The 19,738-nt window shown below is 47.0% G+C and carries 16 protein-coding genes and 4 pseudogenes; 11 read left to right on the top strand and 9 right to left on the bottom strand.

From position 1 onward, the window contains the following. Positions 1 to 48: 48 nt before the first annotated feature. The 6 genes from EA26_RS15135 to pspF form a co-directional block, all read right to left on the bottom strand. Entirely contained in the window at positions 49 to 834 is a 786-nt protein-coding gene (locus tag EA26_RS15135; protein WP_039429629.1) for a peptide ABC transporter ATP-binding protein, read from the bottom strand. Beyond that, on the bottom strand, positions 831 to 1,826 hold the full coding sequence (locus EA26_RS15130) for a peptide ABC transporter ATP-binding protein (protein WP_039429627.1): 996 nt from the start codon (positions 1,824 to 1,826) through the stop codon (positions 831 to 833). Before EA26_RS15130 ends, EA26_RS15135 begins: the two co-directional genes overlap by 4 nt. Next, positions 1,826 to 2,713 carry a putrescine export ABC transporter permease SapC gene (gene sapC, locus EA26_RS15125; protein WP_039429625.1) on the bottom strand — a complete coding sequence of 296 codons (888 nt, stop codon included), beginning with the start codon at positions 2,711 to 2,713 and terminating at the stop codon, positions 1,826 to 1,828. Before sapC ends, EA26_RS15130 begins: the two co-directional genes overlap by 1 nt. Further along, positions 2,700 to 3,662: an ABC transporter permease gene (locus EA26_RS15120; RefSeq protein ID WP_039429624.1), complete on the bottom strand. Its 963-nt coding sequence runs from the start codon at positions 3,660 to 3,662 to the stop codon at positions 2,700 to 2,702. The genes sapC and EA26_RS15120 overlap by 14 nt, the downstream gene beginning before the upstream one ends. Further along, positions 3,662 to 5,278 (bottom strand): ABC transporter substrate-binding protein SapA, encoded by a 1,617-nt coding sequence (sapA, locus tag EA26_RS15115; protein WP_039429621.1) that lies wholly within the window; start codon positions 5,276 to 5,278, stop codon positions 3,662 to 3,664. The genes EA26_RS15120 and sapA overlap by 1 nt, the downstream gene beginning before the upstream one ends. A gap of 219 nt (positions 5,279 to 5,497) precedes the next feature. Beyond that, positions 5,498 to 6,532 carry a phage shock protein operon transcriptional activator gene (gene pspF / locus EA26_RS15110; protein WP_039429619.1) on the bottom strand — a complete coding sequence of 345 codons (1,035 nt, stop codon included), beginning with the start codon at positions 6,530 to 6,532 and terminating at the stop codon, positions 5,498 to 5,500. Positions 6,533 to 6,758: 226 nt separating this feature from the next. On the opposite strand from pspF, the gene pspA reads away from it, so the two are divergent. The 3 genes from pspA to pspC are packed head-to-tail and all read left to right on the top strand — an operon-like array spanning position 6,759 to position 8,060. Continuing rightward, positions 6,759 to 7,430 carry a phage shock protein PspA gene (pspA, locus tag EA26_RS15105; protein WP_039429618.1) on the top strand — a complete coding sequence of 224 codons (672 nt, stop codon included), beginning with the start codon at positions 6,759 to 6,761 and terminating at the stop codon, positions 7,428 to 7,430. A 14-nt stretch (positions 7,431 to 7,444) separates the two neighbouring features. Continuing rightward, a complete protein-coding gene (pspB, locus tag EA26_RS15100) occupies positions 7,445 to 7,678 on the top strand; it encodes an envelope stress response membrane protein PspB (RefSeq protein WP_039429614.1) in 234 nt (77 codons plus the stop codon). After that, positions 7,671 to 8,060 (top strand): envelope stress response membrane protein PspC, encoded by a 390-nt coding sequence (gene pspC, locus EA26_RS15095; RefSeq protein ID WP_039429612.1) that lies wholly within the window; start codon positions 7,671 to 7,673, stop codon positions 8,058 to 8,060. Before pspB ends, pspC begins: the two co-directional genes overlap by 8 nt. A gap of 144 nt (positions 8,061 to 8,204) precedes the next feature. Here pspC and EA26_RS15090 read toward each other — a convergent pair whose 3' ends face one another. Both EA26_RS15090 and EA26_RS15085 read right to left on the bottom strand, forming a co-directional pair. Then, positions 8,205 to 9,095, bottom strand: coding sequence for an IS982 family transposase (locus EA26_RS15090; RefSeq protein ID WP_039429610.1), 891 nt, complete (start codon positions 9,093 to 9,095; stop codon positions 8,205 to 8,207). A 19-nt stretch (positions 9,096 to 9,114) separates the two neighbouring features. After that, complete coding sequence (locus tag EA26_RS15085) at positions 9,115 to 9,354, bottom strand: LexA family protein (RefSeq protein ID WP_020432846.1); 240 nt, start codon at positions 9,352 to 9,354, stop codon at positions 9,115 to 9,117. Between the two features lie 73 nt (positions 9,355 to 9,427). On the opposite strand from EA26_RS15085, the gene EA26_RS15080 reads away from it, so the two are divergent. The 4 genes and pseudogenes from EA26_RS15080 to EA26_RS15070 all read left to right on the top strand — a co-directional run bounded on the left by EA26_RS15080 (position 9,428) and on the right by EA26_RS15070 (position 12,381). Then, complete coding sequence (locus tag EA26_RS15080) at positions 9,428 to 10,552, top strand: IS630 family transposase (protein WP_039428535.1); 1,125 nt, start codon at positions 9,428 to 9,430, stop codon at positions 10,550 to 10,552. 13 nt (positions 10,553 to 10,565) lie between these two features. Further along, positions 10,566 to 10,658 (top strand): annotated as a pseudogene (locus EA26_RS21770) (IS5/IS1182 family transposase); the annotation flags it as partial. Between the two features lie 54 nt (positions 10,659 to 10,712). Then, positions 10,713 to 11,123, top strand: a pseudogene (locus tag EA26_RS15075) (YjaG family protein); the annotation flags it as partial. A gap of 16 nt (positions 11,124 to 11,139) precedes the next feature. After that, a complete protein-coding gene (locus EA26_RS15070; protein WP_039429607.1) occupies positions 11,140 to 12,381 on the top strand; it encodes a mechanosensitive ion channel family protein in 1,242 nt (413 codons plus the stop codon). Between the two features lie 679 nt (positions 12,382 to 13,060). On the opposite strand, the gene EA26_RS15065 is transcribed toward EA26_RS15070, so the two are convergent. Beyond that, positions 13,061 to 14,011, bottom strand: coding sequence for an IS982 family transposase (locus EA26_RS15065; RefSeq protein ID WP_052079801.1), 951 nt, complete (start codon positions 14,009 to 14,011; stop codon positions 13,061 to 13,063). A 92-nt stretch (positions 14,012 to 14,103) separates the two neighbouring features. Between EA26_RS15065 and EA26_RS15060 the strand changes: the two are divergent. The 4 genes and pseudogenes from EA26_RS15060 to EA26_RS15045 all read left to right on the top strand — a co-directional run. After that, positions 14,104 to 14,862, top strand: a pseudogene (locus tag EA26_RS15060) (efflux RND transporter periplasmic adaptor subunit); the annotation flags it as partial. Between the two features lies 1 nt (position 14,863). Beyond that, positions 14,864 to 15,949 (top strand): efflux RND transporter periplasmic adaptor subunit, encoded by a 1,086-nt coding sequence (locus tag EA26_RS15055; protein ID WP_039429605.1) that lies wholly within the window; start codon positions 14,864 to 14,866, stop codon positions 15,947 to 15,949. Next, positions 15,942 to 19,049 (top strand): annotated as a pseudogene (locus EA26_RS15050) (efflux RND transporter permease subunit). The gene EA26_RS15055 and the pseudogene EA26_RS15050 overlap by 8 nt, the downstream one beginning before the upstream one ends. Before the next feature lie 81 nt (positions 19,050 to 19,130). Then, positions 19,131 to 19,697 carry a DNA-3-methyladenine glycosylase I gene (locus EA26_RS15045; protein ID WP_039429603.1) on the top strand — a complete coding sequence of 189 codons (567 nt, stop codon included), beginning with the start codon at positions 19,131 to 19,133 and terminating at the stop codon, positions 19,695 to 19,697. Positions 19,698 to 19,738 lie beyond the last annotated feature (41 nt).

The raw sequence follows: 19,738 nt of genomic DNA, 5'->3' as shown, positions 1-19,738 counted from the left end.
ACTCCAATGCGTGATCTTCTCAATCGCCCAATGTTATTTCTGCCGAGATCAATAATGAACGGGCGCTTTGTAGAAATGGTTTTCAACCAAGCGTTGTGTGATCGGGTGTTGAGGATCGCCAAGGACCAGTTGTGTCTCACCAGACTCGACTACATCGCCATCATGCATCACCATCACTTTGTCCGTAATGTGTTTGATGATACCTATGTGTTGCGATACATAGACAAACGACACGCCCATTTCCTCTTGAAGTTCAAGAAAGAGGTTGATGATCTGCGAACGCATGGCCATATCCAAACCGTTGAGTGCTTCATCGGCGACAATAACCGAGGGTTGCAGAATAAGCGCTCTGGCCAAACAAACACGCTGCTTTTGCCCGGTGGCCAGCATCTGCGGGTAAAAGTAGGCATGTTCAGGCAGCAAGCCAACACGCAGTAAAGTGTCTTTGACACGTTTGAGACGCGCTTCTGGTGGCATGTTGGTATTTCGTTTCAGCGGACCTTCCAAAATTCGCCCAATCTGAATGCTCGGATTGAGCGAGGTGTTAGGATCTTGGAATATCATCCGGATCAGCTTGCAGCGCGTGGCGTAATCTTTGTGTTCCAGTCTTTCACCATTGACGCGGATCTCGCCTGAGGTGGGTTCAACCATCCCCGCCAGCATGCGAGCCAGAGTCGATTTTCCAGAGCCGTTTTGACCGATAAAACCGATCGTTTGCCCTGCTTCTAGGGTAAAACTCACCGGTTTGACCGCATGCTGAACTTTGCGTCTAAACAAGCCTGAACGAGTGACAAAATCTTTGCACAGATTGTCCACTTCCAGCAGAGCACTCATGAATCTTTCTCCGTATTAAGAGGGAAATGACAACTGAACTTATGATTTTTAATTCGTCTTGCGTAAGGGATCTCCACACATTGGCGCTGCGCGTATGGACACCGAGGGCCCAGTCGACAGCCTATAGGCAAATGCTGCAGAGGCGGAATGGAGCCGGGCAAGGATTGCAATTTCTGTTTGTGCGGGATCCAGTGGTTAAAATCGGGCATAGCTTTAAGCAGGGCGTCCGTGTACGGATGCTTAGGCCCTTCCAAGATTTTGTCGGTATCTGCCGATTCGACCGATTGGCCACAATACATCACAGTGATACGGCTAGCCCACTGGGTAATATTGGTTAAATCGTGGCCGATCAACAAAATAGTGGTGTTGTTAAGCTGGTTCATGCGACTGAGCAGACGCAAGATCTGATTTTGTGTGATCGGATCTAAGTCATTGGTCGGCTCGTCAGCGATAAGCAGTTTTGGCGCGGTGGCGATGGCCATCGCAATCATCACTTTCTGACATTCCCCATCGGTTAGCTCATAGGGGTAGCTTTTCATCAAGCGCTCGTGATCTTTGATACCCACTTTGTGCAGCAAGGCTATCGCGCGTTTTTTGCGCCATTTAAAGCGCTCCCACCATTTTCCATCGAAAGTGCGCGATGGAATCGATTCAATCAGCTGATGGCCAACCTCTTCAGAAGGGTCCAAACAGGTCGAGGGTTCTTGAAAGATCATCGCGATATCGCGAGCAATAACACGCCGCCGCTCGCTCGGAGTGAGCTGAAGCAAGTCAATGTTACCGAGTCGCATACGGTCTGCGGTTATTTTCCAGTTATCCTTACACACGCCGACAATTGCTTTCGCGACCAAGCTTTTACCCGAGCCAGATTCGCCCACCAAGCCACGAATTTCCCCTTCATTCAAGGTTAAACTCATTCGGTCAACCGCTTTGACCAAGCCTTGAGGGGTTTCGATTTCTATTGTCAAATGACGAATATCTAACAGCGGCATTATTCAATCCCCGCATTGAGCGCGCGGCGCACGCCTTCGCCGACCAAGTTGATCACCACCACAGTAAACATGATCGATAATCCCGGCAGGGTCACCGTCCACGGCGCCAAATAAATCAGTTCAACCGAATCACCAATGATTGCGCCCCATTCGGTGCTGGGCGCTTGTGCACCAAGGCCAAGAAAACCGAGTGCGGTGATATCGAGAATTGCCACCGAGAGCGCCAAGGTCAGCTCAGCGGCGATAACCGTCAGCACATTCGGCAAAATTGAGTTCCACAGCAAATAGAAGTCATTTGCTCCATCAAGCCGCGCGGCCATAATGTAGTCTTTCTCTACTTCTGTGTGCACCGCTATGTAAACCGAGCGAATAAAACGCGGGATAAGCGCTAAACACACCGCGAGCAGCACTGTCATCTCGCCAACGCCGAAAAACGCCACAAAGATGATCGCCAAAAGGAGCGAAGGGATGGACATAATGGTGTCGAGCAAATGGTTTAAGGTACTCGACAATAGGCCTTTGGTCATGCCAGCCAAAATGCCGATGGCGCAGCCAATCAAAGCGGCGATAGCAGTGACGATGACGGCAGCGCCGAAGGTCGGTTGAGTGCCCATGATCAAACGCGACAAAATATCGCGGCCAAGGTCATCGGTGCCGAGAAAATAATCCACAGTGCCTGCCGGGTTCCATGACGGCGGATGCAAAAGCTGGCTGGTTTGCGCTTGTGGATCGTAAGGCGCGAGCAGCGGCGCAAACAGCGTGACGAGCGTGATCAGCGCCAAACACCATAAACCAAACATCGCAAGATTATTACTGCGGAAACTACGCCAGAAACGCTCGAATTGCGTTGGAATATGCTCTTCCTGGTAGACGCTATCGGTTAGCATACCATTCCTTCCTTACCAGAGGGTTTATCATCGCGCCAATCAGATCGGACAGAATGTTCGCCGTCAGAACCAACGTAGCCACTACCATAACGCCTGCCTGAATGGAGACATAATCTCGGTTGGAGAGGGCATCAAGCAGCCATCTTCCTACTCCAGGCCAGTTAAAAATCGACTCGGTAATGATAACCAGCGTCAGCATACTGGAAAGCTGTACGCCCACTTTGGGGATAATTGGCGGTATGGCATTGCGCATTACGTGTTGGGTGACAATCTGCCTGGTGGTCAAACCTTTGATTCGCGCAGCACGAATGTAATTCTGGCTCATGACATCGGCCACAGAAGCACGCATCAGGCCAATCACCTGTGTGGTTGGCGCGAGTGCCAGTACCAAGCAAGGGAGCACTAAATGCTCAAGTACACTTTGCAGTGCATGCGCTTTGTAAGGTCCTTGAGCCAAAAACGCATCAACAATAGCGAAACCGGTGACATGTGGAATTTCGTAGAGCAAGTCATAGCGGCCCGACACGGGGAAGAGTTCAAAGTGCAACGAAAAAACCATCAACATTAGCAGGGCGACCCAGAAAAGCGGCGCAGAGTATCCTGACATGGAGATGAATGAGATGGTGGTGTCGACCCATTTTCCTTGCTTCATACCCGCAATCGTGCCAAACGGAATACCGATAAATAGCGCCAGTAGAAAGGCCAGAATACACAACTCCAGTGTCGCGGGAAACACCACTGCCAGCTCATCAAAGATTTGGTTGCCATTCTTACTCACGCCAAAATTAAGCTGAGTTAATTCGCTGAGATAAAGCTGCCAACCTTGCCAAAAATCCGCTCTCGCCCAGACGGAATCAGGCTCTAGACGCAGAATGGAAAAGCCAGCGATGGTCAGAATCGTCAGCGTAATGACAAACAGATTCAGTCGTCGAACCGTGTACCAAAACATTAATAGGTTCTCTCCACACTGTCGAAAGGTTGTGAGTTAAACGGGCTGGATTTAAAACCAACCAGGGATTTGTCGTGGGCGCGAAATTGCACACCGTGTGCCAATGGAATGACAGGAAACTCTTCATTGAGGATGTTCTGTGCTTGGCGATATAAGTTTAAACGATAACGATTTTTTTCGGTTTCAAGCGCCAGATCGAGCAGAAAATCGAAGTCACTGTTGCACCACATCGCCACGTTAATGCCAGCAAGCTCTGAATTACACGACAGCAGTGGGCGCAGAAAGTTATCCGGATCGCCTGTGTCAGCGACCCAGCCAGTGAGAATCAGATCCGCGGCCGTTTCGTCTGGCAATACTCGCTCGAAACGCTCTTCATAAAGCAGATTGAGTTGAATCCCAATATCGGCCAAATTGGCTTGAATCAGTTCTGCGGTTTTGCGTGGGCTCGGATTGTAGGCACTTGGCTCAGATGGGACCCACATAGATAGCGTTAATCCGCTCTCATAGCCCGCCTCACGCAGCAGGGCTAAGGCGTAGTTACGGTCAAAACGGATTTTGACGCTATCTTTTTGGTAAGCCCAAGAACTTGGTGGCAGCAAGGTGTAAGCGAGTGTCCCTGTGCCATAGTAGACAGAATCAAGGATATTTTGTCGATTGATGGCTAAGTTGAGCGCCTGTCTAACGCGGACATCTTGTAGCGCTTGATGGCTGGTATTGATGGCTATAAACGCAACGTTCATTGCAGGTGTTGCCGTTAGAACCATGCTGGGGTGCTTTTCAATCACGGGGATCTGGCTTGAGATCGGCGAGCTAAGCACATCGCATTCGTTACGCAGCAATTTCGCTAAAGTGCCTGTTCCGCGCTGAGAAATATCGAACACCACTTGCTCCATCTTAACTGGCCCTCGCCAGTAATGCTCATGGCGGCGCAGACGAACCAGATCGTTGATTTGGTACTCTTCGAGCGCAAAAGGGCCGCTACCCACAGGGTAGAGATCCAATTTCTCTTTGCTGTCTTGTTGTGCCAACTGATGGCCATACTCGGCGGAAAGGATCACCGCGTGGCTGGTGGCGAGATTCGATAAAAAAGCAAAGTTAGGACGGCTAAGAATGAATTTTACCTGATGATCGGAAAGGGCAACCACATCGGTTAATAAGTTCGCTAGATCGATTCCCGTAAACCAAGGATAACTGCCACCGCCAACCAGATGGTAGGGGTGTGTTGGGTCAATGATACGGCGAAAACTGAACACTACATCTTGCGCGTTGAGGTTGCGCGTTGGGGTAAACCAAGCCGTATTTTGAAACGCGACATCAGTGCGCAAATTAAAAATGTATTCGGTGCCAGATTTATTCACCTGCCAATCTTGGGCAATACTCGCTATCGGTTGATGTGTGGTGGGATCCAACGTGAGCAGGGTATCGTAAATTTGCGGACTCAATGCGTCTGCAGTAATCCCGCTATCAATCAGCTGAGGGTTAAAAGTTTTCAGATTACTCTGGCCACAGAAAACAAAACCGCTCTTACGGATTTCCGTGTGGTCAACTTCATTACCACATCCCGTAAGCAGGCCGATGCCAATCAATCCGAATGCAAGCTGTATTAATGTTTTCATAAAATGAAACGTTTCGTATGGATGAGCTGAGAATCAGCGTCAAAATAGCGCACTAATCTACCATTTTTATCACTGGGGTCCAAACACAAATTCGTTTTTCAGCAAGGCGTTATAACGGCTATTTTTCTCATCAGCCGAAGTATGCCAACTCGAGCAAACGGACTCTGGTGATTGTGTTAAGTGTAACATTGTCACGCTGCTTTTTCGTGCTAGGTTAGGCTAGTTTTGCCCAACTAATGCGTATTTTCTCACCATGCCGCGAAACTGATGATAACTCAAGCCGAGCAAGTCAGCCGCTTGGCGTTGATTGTATTTGCTCTCTTCCAGTACTTGTGTGAGTAGCAAGATATCTTGATTTTCTTGCCACTGTTTATAATCCAATGGGAATTTAAACTCGGTGGAGGGAGGTTCTTTCGCTGCGCTAGGGTTGCTCTCTTCTTGGTTAGCGGGCGAAGCCGCCAGAGTCACTAAGGCGTTTTTCTGTGTCCAACTGGTGGCAAATGGATTGAAACTTAGTTCGTCGATGGGATCAGGATCGAGCCCGTGGCGGTAGATAGCACGTTCGACCACGTTTTTTAACTCACGCACATTGCCCGGCCATGGGTATTCGTTCAACTGGTTTTGGGCGTTTTGCGTAAAACCGACGAAGTAATCGAGTTTTAGCTCGCGACACATCTTGATTGCATAGTGTTCGGCCAACAATAAGATATCTTCGCGACGCTCTCGAAGCGGCGGCAACATAATGACGTCAAATGCCAGCCTGTCTAACAAGTCGGCGCGAAAAACACCGCTTTCTGCCATTTGCGGTAGATCAGCGTTAGTCGCGCAAACTAAACGCACATCGGCGGTCAGTGATTGGTGACCACCAACTCGCTCGTATTCGCCGTATTCAATCACCCGCAGCAGCTTTTCCTGAACCATAAGCGGTGCTGTCGCCAGCTCGTCGAGAAACAAAGTGCCACCTTCAGCCCGTTCGAAACGGCCTTTGTGCTTTCCTTTTGATCCCGTAAACGAGCCAGATTCGTGACCAAACAGTTCAGAATCAATCAAGCCTTCACTGAGTGTTGCGCAATTGAGCGACAACAATGGCTTATCCCAACGTTTTGAGAGATAGTGAAGCCGCTGGGCGATCAACTCTTTTCCCGTACCACGTTCGCCAATGATCAAGACCGGGCGCTCAATAGGTGCCAGTTGCGATACTTTGTCTAGCACAGCAAGAAAAGCCGGCGATTCACCGATAAGGTTTTGCTTCATAACATCCTTCTCATGGTCAGCAGAGGCGAAGTGGTAAAATTTGCCAAAAATTGGTGAGAATCATCATAGCATAGTGTGGTGATCAGACAAGTGACTTGCTATCTGCATGAAAAAAAAAGAAAATTTAAGTTGGCACGCTTATTGTTATACCTTTAGCAAGCAAGTATTTTATGTCGTGCACCCTAACACAGCGCACGAGTCCAGAGAGTCACAGAGGAGTTTCATTATGGGCATTTTTTCTCGCTTTGCAGACATTATCAATTCCAACATCAGCGCATTGCTCGACAAGGCTGAAGACCCGGAAAAAATGATTCGTCTCATTATTCAGGAAATGGAAGACACACTCGTTGAAGTACGCACCAACTCGGCTAAAGCGTTAGCGGATAAAAAAGAGCTGGCACGTAAAGTTGAAGCGATGGAAGCACAGATCGCCGATTGGCAACAAAAAGCGACCTTAGCGTTGACCAAACAGCGTGAAGATCTGGCGCGTGCCGCGCTGATTGAAAGACAAAAATTGCAAGATATTATCAAAGGGTTGCATACGGAGCAGACCTTAGTTGAAGAAACCATCGAAAAGTTGACGGGGGAAATCGGCAAACTGGAAACCAAAATTGCCGAAACACGTGCCAAGCAGCAAGCGCTGACCATTCGCAATCAAGCGGCGTCAAATCGTCGCGATGTACAACGTCATCTAAGTTCTGGCCGCACCCATGAAGCGATGGCAAAGTTTGAACAGTACGCGCGTAAAGTCGATGAGCTTGAAGCGGAAGCGGATCTCTACGCCAACAGCGGTGCGTCCAAGTCACTTGAACAAGAGTTTGCAGAACTTCAGGCGCAAGACGAAATTGAACAAGAGCTGGCAAAGCTAAAAGAACAAGTTAACTCACAAGAAAAATAATCCAAGGAGCCACTATGACGACATTTGTGATCGCTGGACCATTAATTGTCTTTCTGATTTTTGTCGCACCACTTTGGTTGTTCCTTCATTACCGTAGTAAGCGCAAAGCCAGCAGCGGGCTATCTAATGTCGATCTGCAAAGGCTAGAGTCTCTATCGGAGCGAGCGGAATCGTTGCAAAACCGACTAGAGACTCTGGAGCGCATTCTCGACGCAGAAACACCCGATTGGAGGCGCAGATATGAGTGATAGAGAACTATACCGTGACCCGGTGAATGGCAAACTTTCTGGAGTATGCGCAGGCATTGCCAACTTTTTCGGTGCGGAAGTGTGGCTGATTCGTATCTTGGTGATTTCGGCGGCGCTACTCGGCGGCAGCTTTCTCGTAATCTTGGCCTATGTCGCGATGACGTTGATGCTGGAGAAGCAGCCGGTGAGATATGAAGAGAATCTCAAGGTAAAACAGGAACACAAACTCAAAGCAAAGCCTTGGCAGGCTGGGCAAAGCGCGGAAGAGCTGCTGTCTGTGTTGGAAAGAGACTTTAGTAAAATTGAAGGCAGGGTACGCGATATGGAAGCGTATGTGACGTCTAATACGTTCAAAGTGAACCGCGAGTTTAGCAAGCTCTAAGCGAACTAATACCCTAAAATCAATAAGAAAAGTGAGAGCAAGCTTCGGGCTTGCTCTTGTTTTTTGCTGATTCTAACCTTGTTCAAGTTCTAAACTGGAACAAAAAGCGTATGTCATCTAAGGTTTAGTTAACCTGAGATCGGTTTAAGCCATCGCCATCAATCCTGATTTTTCAGTGGTTGTGATGTTTAACGATGGCTTCTCTGGTTTTAGGCAGTAAGCGATTAATCCACCGAGTAAGTTCAACATGAAACCATGTAGACTTCTGTGTCTAGAATGCTCTATCTGAGAGATATTCTTTAGTTGGTCGTTGATGGTTTCAATGATGAACCGTTTAGACAACATCGCTCTGTCCCAAGCCGCTAATACCTTAGGTTTCATGTTCTTCCGTTGAGTGGTAACAAGGGTAATCCCGCCCTTTTTCAAATCGTCAGTAAGTGCCTTACTGATATAGCCTTTATCAGCATAAAGCTTATCTAATAGCCCTTTTGACAGCTCCCGAACGGGCTTTCTGTCATCCGTATTAGCGGGCGTAAGTTTAGCTGCCACAATACCGCCAAGATGATTGGTAATAATGTGCAGCTTAAATCTATAAAACCAACCCATTGTTCCTTTACCTCTTGCCGCTGTTCCTTTGAATACCTTGTGTCTTGGTATGCGTAAGTTATGGCAGACTTTAATACTCGTAGAATCAATAAACTCAATACCAGTAGGCTCTCCTATAACGTGGGTAAAGAAAGAACTTAGTGGTATAAGCACGGATGGCATCACTTCAAGAAATCGGGTGTAGCTGAGGAGTGTTGGAAAATCACTTTTGTAATAACGACAGATAATTCCCAGATAAAAATTTTTGAAATCACGTTGGTGAGACATATGGAAAGCGACAATGATGGTCATAATTTCGCTTTCAGACATTCGTCCTTTCCGGTTACGTTTCCTATCGCCACTTTCGAGTTGAAGTTTTTGCCATTGGGGTAGAAAAGCCTTACAAAAATCATCGACATGACAGAATAAGTCTACTAGTACCGTTTCCATTTAATTCTGATCGATTGAGCTACCAATCCAATGGTAGCTCTTTTACATCAATAGCCACCTTGATACTTCGGCTGACACCAGCTTCTTTCGTTATCAATCCACGCTCTTCAAGCTTCAATAACATCTGATGAACACTTGGTGGTGATACCTCAAAGTAATCTTGTAGATCTGCATGAGCTGGCGCTCGTCCATTCACTTTGGTGTAGTAGTAAATATAGGCCAGATACTGCCCTTGTTTCTTGGTGTATTTCCCAGACATTTTCCCATCTTAGATCGACATTTTTACCGGAGTATGATCAATTGTTGGTTTTAAGAATGAAGCCTATCATGCCATGAATATCTCCTACCGTGTTGAACTAACTTGTGAAGAAATTGCTGAACTTAACGAACTCACCAGTAAAGGGAAGCACAACGCCAGAAAGCTAAAACGTGCCCAAATCCTTTTACTGGCAAATCACAGGCAACATACAGACGCTGAAATATGCCAGCTCTTAAACACCAGTACTTCAACGGTCTATAGAACCAAACGCGGTTTTGTTGAAGAAGGCCTGCAATCTGCCCTGGAAGAAGGAAAACGTCGTGGGCAGCCGAAGGCATTAAGCTCAAGCGAGGAAGCCACACTTATCACTATCGCCTGTACCAAGCCACCTGAAGGGGTCGCTCGCTGGACGCTTTCTTTAATTGCAGACAGGCTGATTGCTTTGACGGACTTAGAAAGTATTTCTCTGGAAACAATCCGCTCACGACTTAAGGAAAATCAACTCAAACCATGGCAGAAAAAAATGTGGTGCATTGGTCAACTCAATGCGGACTTCATTGCACAGATGGAAGAAGTTTTGGAGTTGTATGCTCAACCTGCCAACCCCAAAGAGCCGGTCATTAACTTCGATGAGGCCATGAAGCAGATGGTTTCCCATACAAGAGAGCCTATTTCAGCTAAACCTGGACAACCAGAACGCATCGATTATGAATATCGCAGGGAAGCGGTAGCGAATATCTTCCTGATGTATGACCGACATAATGGTTGGCGACATGCGAAAGCAACAAAAACCAAAAAGTTCGAAGACTTTGCTTGGTGCATGAAAGAGTTAGTTGATGAACATTACCCGGATGCAGAGCAAATTCATGTTGTATTAGACAATTTTACCACTCACAAGGCTGGCGCACTTTATCACACGTTCCCTGCGGGAGAGGCTCGTCGAATATTAAGGAAAATCACTTTCCACTATACTCCCCCTCATGCCAGTTGGCTCAACATGGTGGAGATTGAGATCGGCGTTATGAATCAGCAATGCCTTAATCGACGTATCGGGAGTTGGGAGGAATTACATCGGGAACTTAAAGCTTGGGAGACTATGCGCAATACAGAGAAAGCATCCATTGAATGGTTGTTTGATGTAGACAAAGCCCGGAATAAACTTCACCGGGCTTATGATGAACTAACCATTCAAAACTAAATGGAAAGGGTACTACAATGCTCAGGTTGGTGAAACTTACGCGATGATTAAAGCGCTGAACAAACTTACAGGACTTGGTATGCCTGAAACTCAGTGTATTGTATAAGAATCAACCAATTGCAGGCAGTTTGGTTCTCTGACCGAATTACGCAACAAAGCCGTTAAAAATGCGAAGATCAACTTCGAACGTCAGTTAGAAAAGTTAGAAGACTTAATTCCAACCACGGATGAGTTTGAGCTTTATTTGGTGTATCCCGCTATTGATGCTTGTGAGGCATTGTCTACCTTACTACATGGTTTGTTGGATCGCGATGATCTGTACGAATCAATGCAAAAAATCAGTCAGATTTCAGTGCGAACGGTGGCGCAGTTGGAAGAAGCTCAAACCGGTGATAAGATTACCAATGATAATCAGAAAGAGAATGAAGCGGTATGTGCGGAGTGGGATGTGCAATGGGCGATTTTCCGACCATTACGTGAAGCGACAGAACGTGATATTGATTTAATTAAAGATTTACGCCAAGAATTGCGTGACGAGTGCATGAGTAATATTGGTTTAACCCTAGATTAAGAAAAAGGAGTAAAGCATGCTGGAATCCATGGCTCAGTGGTTGAGTCAGTATGATATTGAAATATCCCAAGTGATTCATGTTGCTGAAGCGCTGGGCTTAATCATGCTGATTGCCATTGCTATCCATGTCCTGTTACATCGGGGTGTGGTTGCTTGGTTAAAAAGGCATGCTGAGCAATCTCACGCGTCTTGGCGTCATGTGCTCTTTGCTGGCAACTTGTTTAGCCGTATTGCATTGTTGATACAAGGCATCGTGATCGGCATTCAAGCCAAATGGTGGCTTTCTCCTGACAGTGCTATTCGGGAGGGAATCTTAACGTTTGTGGCGCTATGGATAGTGGTTTATGCCTTGCTAACCTTATATTCGCTATTGAATGTTTTGGAAGTGTTGCTTGCTCGGACTCCCGTTGGGCGAAATATGCCCCTAAAAGGCATTGCCCAAAGTCTCAAAATTATCTTATTTATTATTGCGGCTCTGCTTGTCACCTCTGTTTTAATTGGGAAATCGCCATTGATTCTGCTCAGTGGTGTTGGTGCGATGACCGCAGTGATCATGTTGGTATTTAAAGACCCCATTTTGGGCTTAGTGGCTGGCGTTCAGCTCTCAGCGAATAAAATGCTCAGTGTGGGGGATTGGCTAGAAATGCCTAAATATGGTGCTGACGGTGATGTTATTGATATCAGCTTAACCACCGTTAAAGTTCAAAATTGGGACAAAACCATCACCACGATTCCCACGTATGCACTGATTTCCGATTCTTTTAAAAACTGGAAAGGCATGCAGGAATCTGGGGGGCGGCGGATTAAACGCAGCGTGCTGATTGATGCATCCAGCGTTCATTTTTTATCTGAGCGCGAAATCGAGTGTTTAACCCATGCTCAGTTACTTGAACCTTATATAATACAGAAGGTTGAGGAAATTACGGCTTATAATCGAGCCCACAACGTGGATGAGAGTTACCTGATCAATGGTCGCCGCCTGACGAACTTAGGCAGTTTTCGAGCATATTTAGAGCGTTATCTACGAGCTCATTCTGATGTTCATCAACAGATGACGTTGATGGTGCGACAGTTGGCCCCTACCCATGAAGGGATTGCTTTAGAGCTATATTGTTTTACTGCTACCACAGTTTGGGTGGAATACGAGCGTATTCAATCTGATATTTTTGACCATCTTTATGCGGTGTTGCCAGAGTTTGGTTTACGGGTCTCTCAAGCTCCTACTGGCAGTGATATCCGTCAGTGGCAGAAGCATTGATATTCAAAGAAAAGCGTTTTCGATATCGATTTTTTCAGCCTGAAGAGCATCATCCCCGCGTAGGCGCAATGCTGATCGTTTAAGGAGAATGAATAACTTGAACGATCCGTAAATTCAAGCAAACTACTGGCTCGACTGAAAGGAGCCCGTATGTTTGCTGCTGAATTAGAAGACTTTTCTTCAAGCTACCCACTGCAGAGCGATTACTTACATGTCTTGAATGCTCACCTGCTTATTGAGTGGGTAAACAACGCATTGAGTATGACATCCCATGCGACGGTCCGACGTTGAAAAATTCAGCTACAAGATGTTCTCAGACTCGTGATTGGCATGTCTTTGCTGAGACAGGAATCTATCTAGCGGCTAAGGAAGCGAAAGTCAGCCCCCTGAGAATTAGCTTTAAATTCGGTTTTAAGGTGGTTTTGTATATGTCAGACGAGCAACTTACAGTCGATACCAGCACGACTCAAAGATTTAACTGATGACCTGAAAGATTTCATTCTCCCCAAACCAGACCGCCCAAATTATGAACGGTCGGTCAAGATAAGGCCCAATAAATATCCTTTAAAGAGTAGCCGAAAGAAGAAGTATTCTTAATCGAACAGCATTGCGCGTAGGCGGGGAGCTCATTTTATTTGGTGGAGAATACGTTTATTGTGGTTCTTCTTCATCTCGGCTTTCAATCACACCATGCTCTTTTTTCCATAACTCCCAACGTTCGGTAGCAAGTTGCTGCATGAACTAAGCAATTACTCTCTAACAGCTCAAATTCTTGAGCTGTTAGATCTAGACTGGGCTTTCTATCCCTCAAGCAGTACGCGATTAATCCTCCCAACAGATTCAGGATAAAACCATGCATACTTCGATGGCGAGAATGCTCGATATACGAAATGTTCTTCAACTGGTCATTCACTGTCTCGATAATAAAACGTTTTTTCAGTAACGCTCGGTCCCATAAAGAGATAAATTTCTTCTTCATGTTCTTACGAACCGTGGTAATGAGTTCAACGCCCTTATCCAGAAGCTCACCTGTTAAAGCTTTGCTGATATAGCCTTTATCACCGTACAGTTTCCCCCAGATTGTATCAGCCATCTCTGGTACTGGCTTCCTGTCATCTTCATTGCCTTTAGTCAATTTGAGGGCGACAAGCTCGCCTAGGTGATTGATGATCAGATGAAGTTTGAAGCCGAAAGACCAGCCCATCGTCCCCTTTCCATGGCAGGCAACACCTTCAAACACTTTATTTCTTTTGGCTCGAATGATGTGGCAAACCTCAATCTTGGTCGAGTCTACAAACTGGATACCCGTAGGCTTACCTAGCTTTGATGTCAGATAACTGCACATTGGCACGACTACGCTAGCCGTCATACCAAGGAATCTCGTGTAACTTAAAAGGTTTGGAAAGTATTTGGTCAGATTACGGCACACATAGAGCAAATAGTAGCTCTTGAAATCTCGATAGTGGGATTGGTGAAAGTGAATAAGGATGGTCATTATCTCAGCTGGAGATAGCTTACAGGCCCTACGGCGCTTGAGTTCACCGACTTCGATGAGTTGCTGTTGCCACTGCTCAATAAACAACTGACAGAAATCATCGACATCACAGAAGGTTTCAATTAATTTGTCCATGCTCTTTCCTTGGAGGTATCTGTTCCTTTTGGTCGAATGATCAGATCGGGGAACGAGCAATTAGTTCCTCTGCCAGCTCAGTTTCTTATCCAGAGTTCAGGTTACTTAGCAAACAAGCCAAAGCGAATTTTACCTTGGCTGACGTGCAGTATGAACGCTTTAAAAAACTGCGTGCTGACAAAGTGGTTTCAGAACAAGACTTTGATCAGGCTCAAGCCAATCATAATTCGGCGCGTGCCACCTTAGAGCAAGCGGAAGCCAACTTGCGGTACACCAAGCTTGTTGCTCCTTACGACGGTACCGTATCGCTGGTTGTGGCGGAAACGCACGAATACGTTGGCGCGAAGCAGGCGGTCATGAATATCCAGAGCAATCAACTGTTAAAGGTGATTTTCCAATTGCCAGACCATCTGCTCGGGCGTTTTTCATCAGAAAAAGAACCCATGGCCAGTATGAAGTTTGATGCTTTTCCTGAGCATGAATTCCCTTTGCGTTTTCAAGAAATTGATACGGAAGCCGACTCCAAAACAGGCAGTTACAAAGTCACCATGATTATGGAGCGCCCTCAAGAGCTCGGGGTATTACCTGGCATGGCCGGTAATGTGCACCTTGTGGCGTCTTCCAATACCGCAACGCAGATCCCCAACAATGCCATTTTTATGCGTGAGCAACAGCAGTATGTCTGGCGTGTGGATGAACAAGGTATCGTTCAGGCTGCGCCGATTGAACTCAATCCTAAGCGTGAAGTATTGAGCGGACTGCAGGATGGCGACAAGATCATTATTTCTGGTGTCAGTGGTATAGAAGCAGGAATAAAAGTGCGTGAATGGATCAAAGAGCGAGGGCTGTAACGTGAAGCAATGGACATATTTTAGCGCGTTGGCCTCCATCGTGCTGCTGAGCGGATGTGGAGAGGGGCAACAAGCCATAGCGCCAGCGATTCCTAACGTAAAAGTAGCAGGTCAGGTAGACAGTGCAACGCCAGACACGCTTTATTTTCCTGCGGTGGCTCATGCCGCACAGAGATCTCAATTGAGCTTTCGCGTCGCGGGTGAAGTCACTAATCTGCATGTTCGTGAAGGGGATAGGATCCTCAAAGGCGCAGTGATCGCAGAACTCGACCCAACCGACTATCGATTAGAGGTTGAAAATGCCCAAGCGCGCTTTTCCGTGGTGGACAGCCAGTTCAATCGCTCCAAGCCTTTGGTTGAAAAAGGGCTATTGGCAAAATCGCAATTTGATGAAATTGCGGCGCAAAGAGAAATCGCCCTAGCCGAATTAGAACTGGCTAAATTACGCCTCTCATTTACTCAACTGAAAGCGCCGATGGATGGCATTATCTCTCGCGTTAATGTGGAGAAGTTTGAGAACGTGCAAGTTGGCCAGCAAGTGGTCAATATCCACAGCTTGGATGCGGTAGAAGTGTTGATTCAATTGCCAGATCAGCTTTATACCAATCAGCCATCCCAAGAAAAATTATCGCAAATTCAAGCAAGTGTCCGTGTTCCCAGTGGCAATGAATATGTGGCAAGTGTTCAAGAGTTCACCACAGAACCCGATCCTACAACGGGCACGTTTACCGTCACCTTGTCGATGCCTATGCCGAAAAACGAATTTATTCTTGACGGCATGGCAGTGGAAGTGACAGCGAGAGGAGAGCAAGTGGGATTGGATCTCAATCGAGGGATCCGAGTGCCAATCGAAGCGGTATTCAATGCTGACGGTGATTCGCTCAATGCTGACAATAAGTTTGTCTGGATTGTGAACGCCGATAGCACGGTAAGTAAGCGCAAAGTTGTGGTCGGTAAAGCTTCGAAAGAGAGCGTGCAGATCTACCAAGGCTTAAACAAGGATGATCAAGTCGTGGTCGCGGGAATTGCCAGACTGCGGGATGGTATGGCGGTGAAAGTGGTTGCTCAGGAGGCTGGCAATGAATGATAAAACACAACGATCGCCTCAAAGCGACCAAGAAATAGCGGGAATTGCGGCCTATTTTATTCGTAATCGTGTGATCAGTTGGATGATTTCGTTGATTTTCTTGATTGGTGGCACGGCGGCCTTTTTTGGTCTGGGGCGTTTGGAAGACCCTGCTTTTACTATTAAAGACGCCATGGTGGTGACCTCCTATCCCGGAGCAACACCGCAGCAAGTCGAAGAAGAAGTGACCTATCCGCTAGAGAAAGCCGTTCAACAGCTTCCATATGTAGACGAAGTGAACTCCTTGTCGAGTCGAGGATTGTCACAAATCACCGTCTCAATGAAAAAGAACTACGGGCCAAATGACTTACCGCAGATTTGGGATGAACTTCGTCGCAAAGTCAATGACTTGAAAGGCCAGTTACCGCCGGGTGTTAATGCTCCACAAGTGATTGATGATTTTGGTGATGTGTACGGCATTTTGTTGGCGATAACCGGGGAAGGTTACAGTTACAAAGAGTTGCTGGACTACGTTGATTATTTGCGTCGAGAGCTGGAGCTGGTGGACGGAGTTAGTAAGGTATCGGTGTCTGGGCAGCAACAAGAACAAGTGTTTATTGAAGTTTCGATGAAGCGCTTGAGTAGCCTTGGTCTCTCTCCCAATACTGTGTTCAACTTACTTTCAACCCAGAATGCGGTATCGGATGCCGGGGCGATTCGCATTGGTGATGAGTACATTCGCATACATCCTACTGGTGAGTTCCAGAATGTGGATCAACTGGGCGACTTGATCATCACAGAGAGTGGCGCGCAAGGGTTGATATATTTGCGTGATGTAGCAGAGATCAAACGCGGGTATGTTGAGGTACCGAGTAACATCATCAACTTTAACGGCAAATTGGCGTTGAATATTGGCGTTTCCTTTGCTCAAGGGGTCAACGTGGTGGAAGTCGGTAAGCTGTTTGACCGACGTTTGGCCGAACTCAAATATCAACAACCGGTTGGGATTGATATTGCAGAAATTTACAGTCAGCCGAAAGAAGTGGATAAATCGGTGAGTGGGTTTGTCGTGAGTCTCGGGCAAGCCGTGGCGATTGTGATTATTGTCTTGCTGTTTTTTATGGGGTTACGCTCAGGTCTACTGATCGGTTTGATCTTATTGCTGACAGTGCTCGGTACCTTCATCTTCATGCTGTATTTTAAGATCGATTTGCAACGTATCTCCCTAGGAGCTTTGGTTATCGCGCTGGGGATGCTGGTCGATAATGCCATTGTGGTGGTCGAAGGAATCTTAATTGGCACGCAAAAAGGCCGGACACGTCTTCAAGCCGCGACGGATATTGTCACGCAAACCAAATGGCCTTTGCTCGGCGCCACGGTGATCGCAGTAACGGCATTCGCACCGATTGGTTTGTCACAAGACGCAACGGGTGAATACTGTGGCACGTTGTTTACGGTTCTATTGATTTCTTTAATGTTGAGCTGGTTCACCGCTATCTCCCTAACCCCATTTTTTGCCGATCTCTTTTTTAGAGGACAAAAAGTAAATGCGTAGCAAAATGGCGACGAGGTTGATCCGTACCAAGGGATGATTTTTGTCGTATACAAAAACTTTCTCGAGTTCTGTATGCGGCGTGCGTGGCTGACAATGGGGATTCTATTAGTCGGCTTGTTTGTTAGTTTGTATGGTTTTACCTTGGTTAAACAGGCGTTTTTCCCATCGTCGACCACACCGATATTCCAAGCGGACATCTGGTTGCCTGAAGGCACTGATATCCGCGCGACCAACACCAAACTCAAAGTGTTGCAAAACTGGCTGGCTGAACAAGATGGTGTGGAACATGTCACCACAACGGCGGGTAAAGGTTTACAGCGTTTTATGCTGACTTACGCACCAGAGAAAAGCTACGCAGCCTATGGCGAAATCACCACTCGCGTGACGAACTATGAAGCACTGGCACCGCTGATGGCGAAGTTTCGCCAATATGTCGGCAATCATTTTCCTGAAATTAACTACAAACTGAAACAGATTGAATTAGGCCCCGGTGGCGGCGCGAAAATCGAGGCGCGTATTGTGGGATCGGATCCGACGGTGCTACGCACTATCGCATCACAGGTGATGGATGTCATGTATGCGGACCCCGGTGCTACCAACGTCCGTCACGATTGGCGAGAACGGACTAAAGTACTTGAACCGCAATTTAATGAAAGCCAAGCACGCCGCTATGGCATCACTAAATCGGATGTGGATGAATTCCTCGCGATGTCATTCTCGGGAAAAGCGATCGGGGTCTATCGTGATGGGACAACTCTGATGCCGATTGTGGCGCGTTTGCCCGAAGCTGAGCGTGTTGACATTCGCAATATCGAGGGTATGAAGATTTGGAGCCCGGCCTTGGGTGAGTACATTCCATTGCAGCAGGTTACCTTGGGGTATGAACTCAAGTGGGAAGATCCGATCATAGTGCGGAAAAACCGCAAACGCATCCTCACTGTAATGGCCGACCCGGACATTTTAGGTGAAGAGACCGCCGCGACACTACAAACGAGATTGATGCCAGCCGTTGAAGCGATTTCGTTGCCTCCCGGCTACTCGTTAGAATGGGGCGGAGAGTATGAATCGTCGCGAGATGCGCAGACGTCACTGTTCCAGACTATGCCAATGGGTTACCTGTTCATGTTCTTGATCACCGTGTTCCTGTTTAATTCAGTTAAGGAACCTCTCATCGTCTGGTTAACGGTACCACTGGCGGTGATTGGTGTGACGACTGGGTTACTTGCGCTCAATACCCCATTTGGCTTTATGGCGCTACTTGGCTTCTTAAGCCTCTCGGGCATGTTGCTGAAAAATGGTATTGTGCTACTGGATCAGATCGAAATAGAAATGAAATCGGGTAAAGACCCTTATATTGCAGTGGTTGATGCCTCACTCAGTCGTGTGCGTCCGGTGTGTATGGCGGCAATAACCACCATTTTAGGCATGGTGCCGTTACTGCCTGATATTTTCTTCAAACCGATGGCAGTGACCATTATGTTTGGTCTTGGATTTGCGACGGTACTGACATTGATTGTCGTGCCTGTGTTGTATCGTCTGTTCCATAAAGTGGCCGTGCCGAAATAGGGCTCGGGAGAGCATTGATTTGATGCGCTTTGTTGGGTGAGGTTATCGTGACCGCAAAGCGCATTGTTTAGGGATGATAGAATGACAGAACAGAATACCTGTGCATGGGCGATGAACCACCCCTTGGAGCGTGAATATCATGACGCTGAATGGGGCAAGCCTGTTTATGATGACAGAAAATTATTTGAATTTATTACCTTAGAAGGGGCTCAAGCTGGGTTGAGCTGGATTACGGTGCTGAAAAAGCGCGAAGGTTATCGTCAGGCATTTGAGGATTATGATATATCGCTTCTCTCTACGTATGGTGAGGAGCGTGTCGCTGAAATTATTGAACAGTTTGATGTGGTGAGACATAAAGGAAAAATTGCTTCGGTGTTTAGTAATGCAAAAGCGGCGATTGCGCTGCAACAAGAGTTTGGCTCACTCAGCAACGCGTTGTGGCAGTTTGTCGAGCATAAACCTGTGGTGAATCCGTGGACGTCGATGCAGCAAGTTCCTGCCTCTACAGAGCAATCAAAAGCGATGAGCAAGTTTTTGAAAAAACGTGGGTTTAAGTTTGTTGGAGAGACGATTTGTTACGCCTTCATGCAGGCAGTTGGTATGGTCGATGATCACGTGGTTGGCTGCCCTTGTAAAGCGCAACCCTAACTCAGGTATGAGTAAGACAAACCCTTTAACACAACTCGCCC

The sequence above is a fragment of the Vibrio navarrensis genome, assembly GCF_000764325.1.
Taxonomy (GTDB): Bacteria; Pseudomonadota; Gammaproteobacteria; order Enterobacterales; family Vibrionaceae; genus Vibrio; species Vibrio navarrensis.
This window is presented reverse-complemented; position numbering and strand designations above follow the sequence as displayed.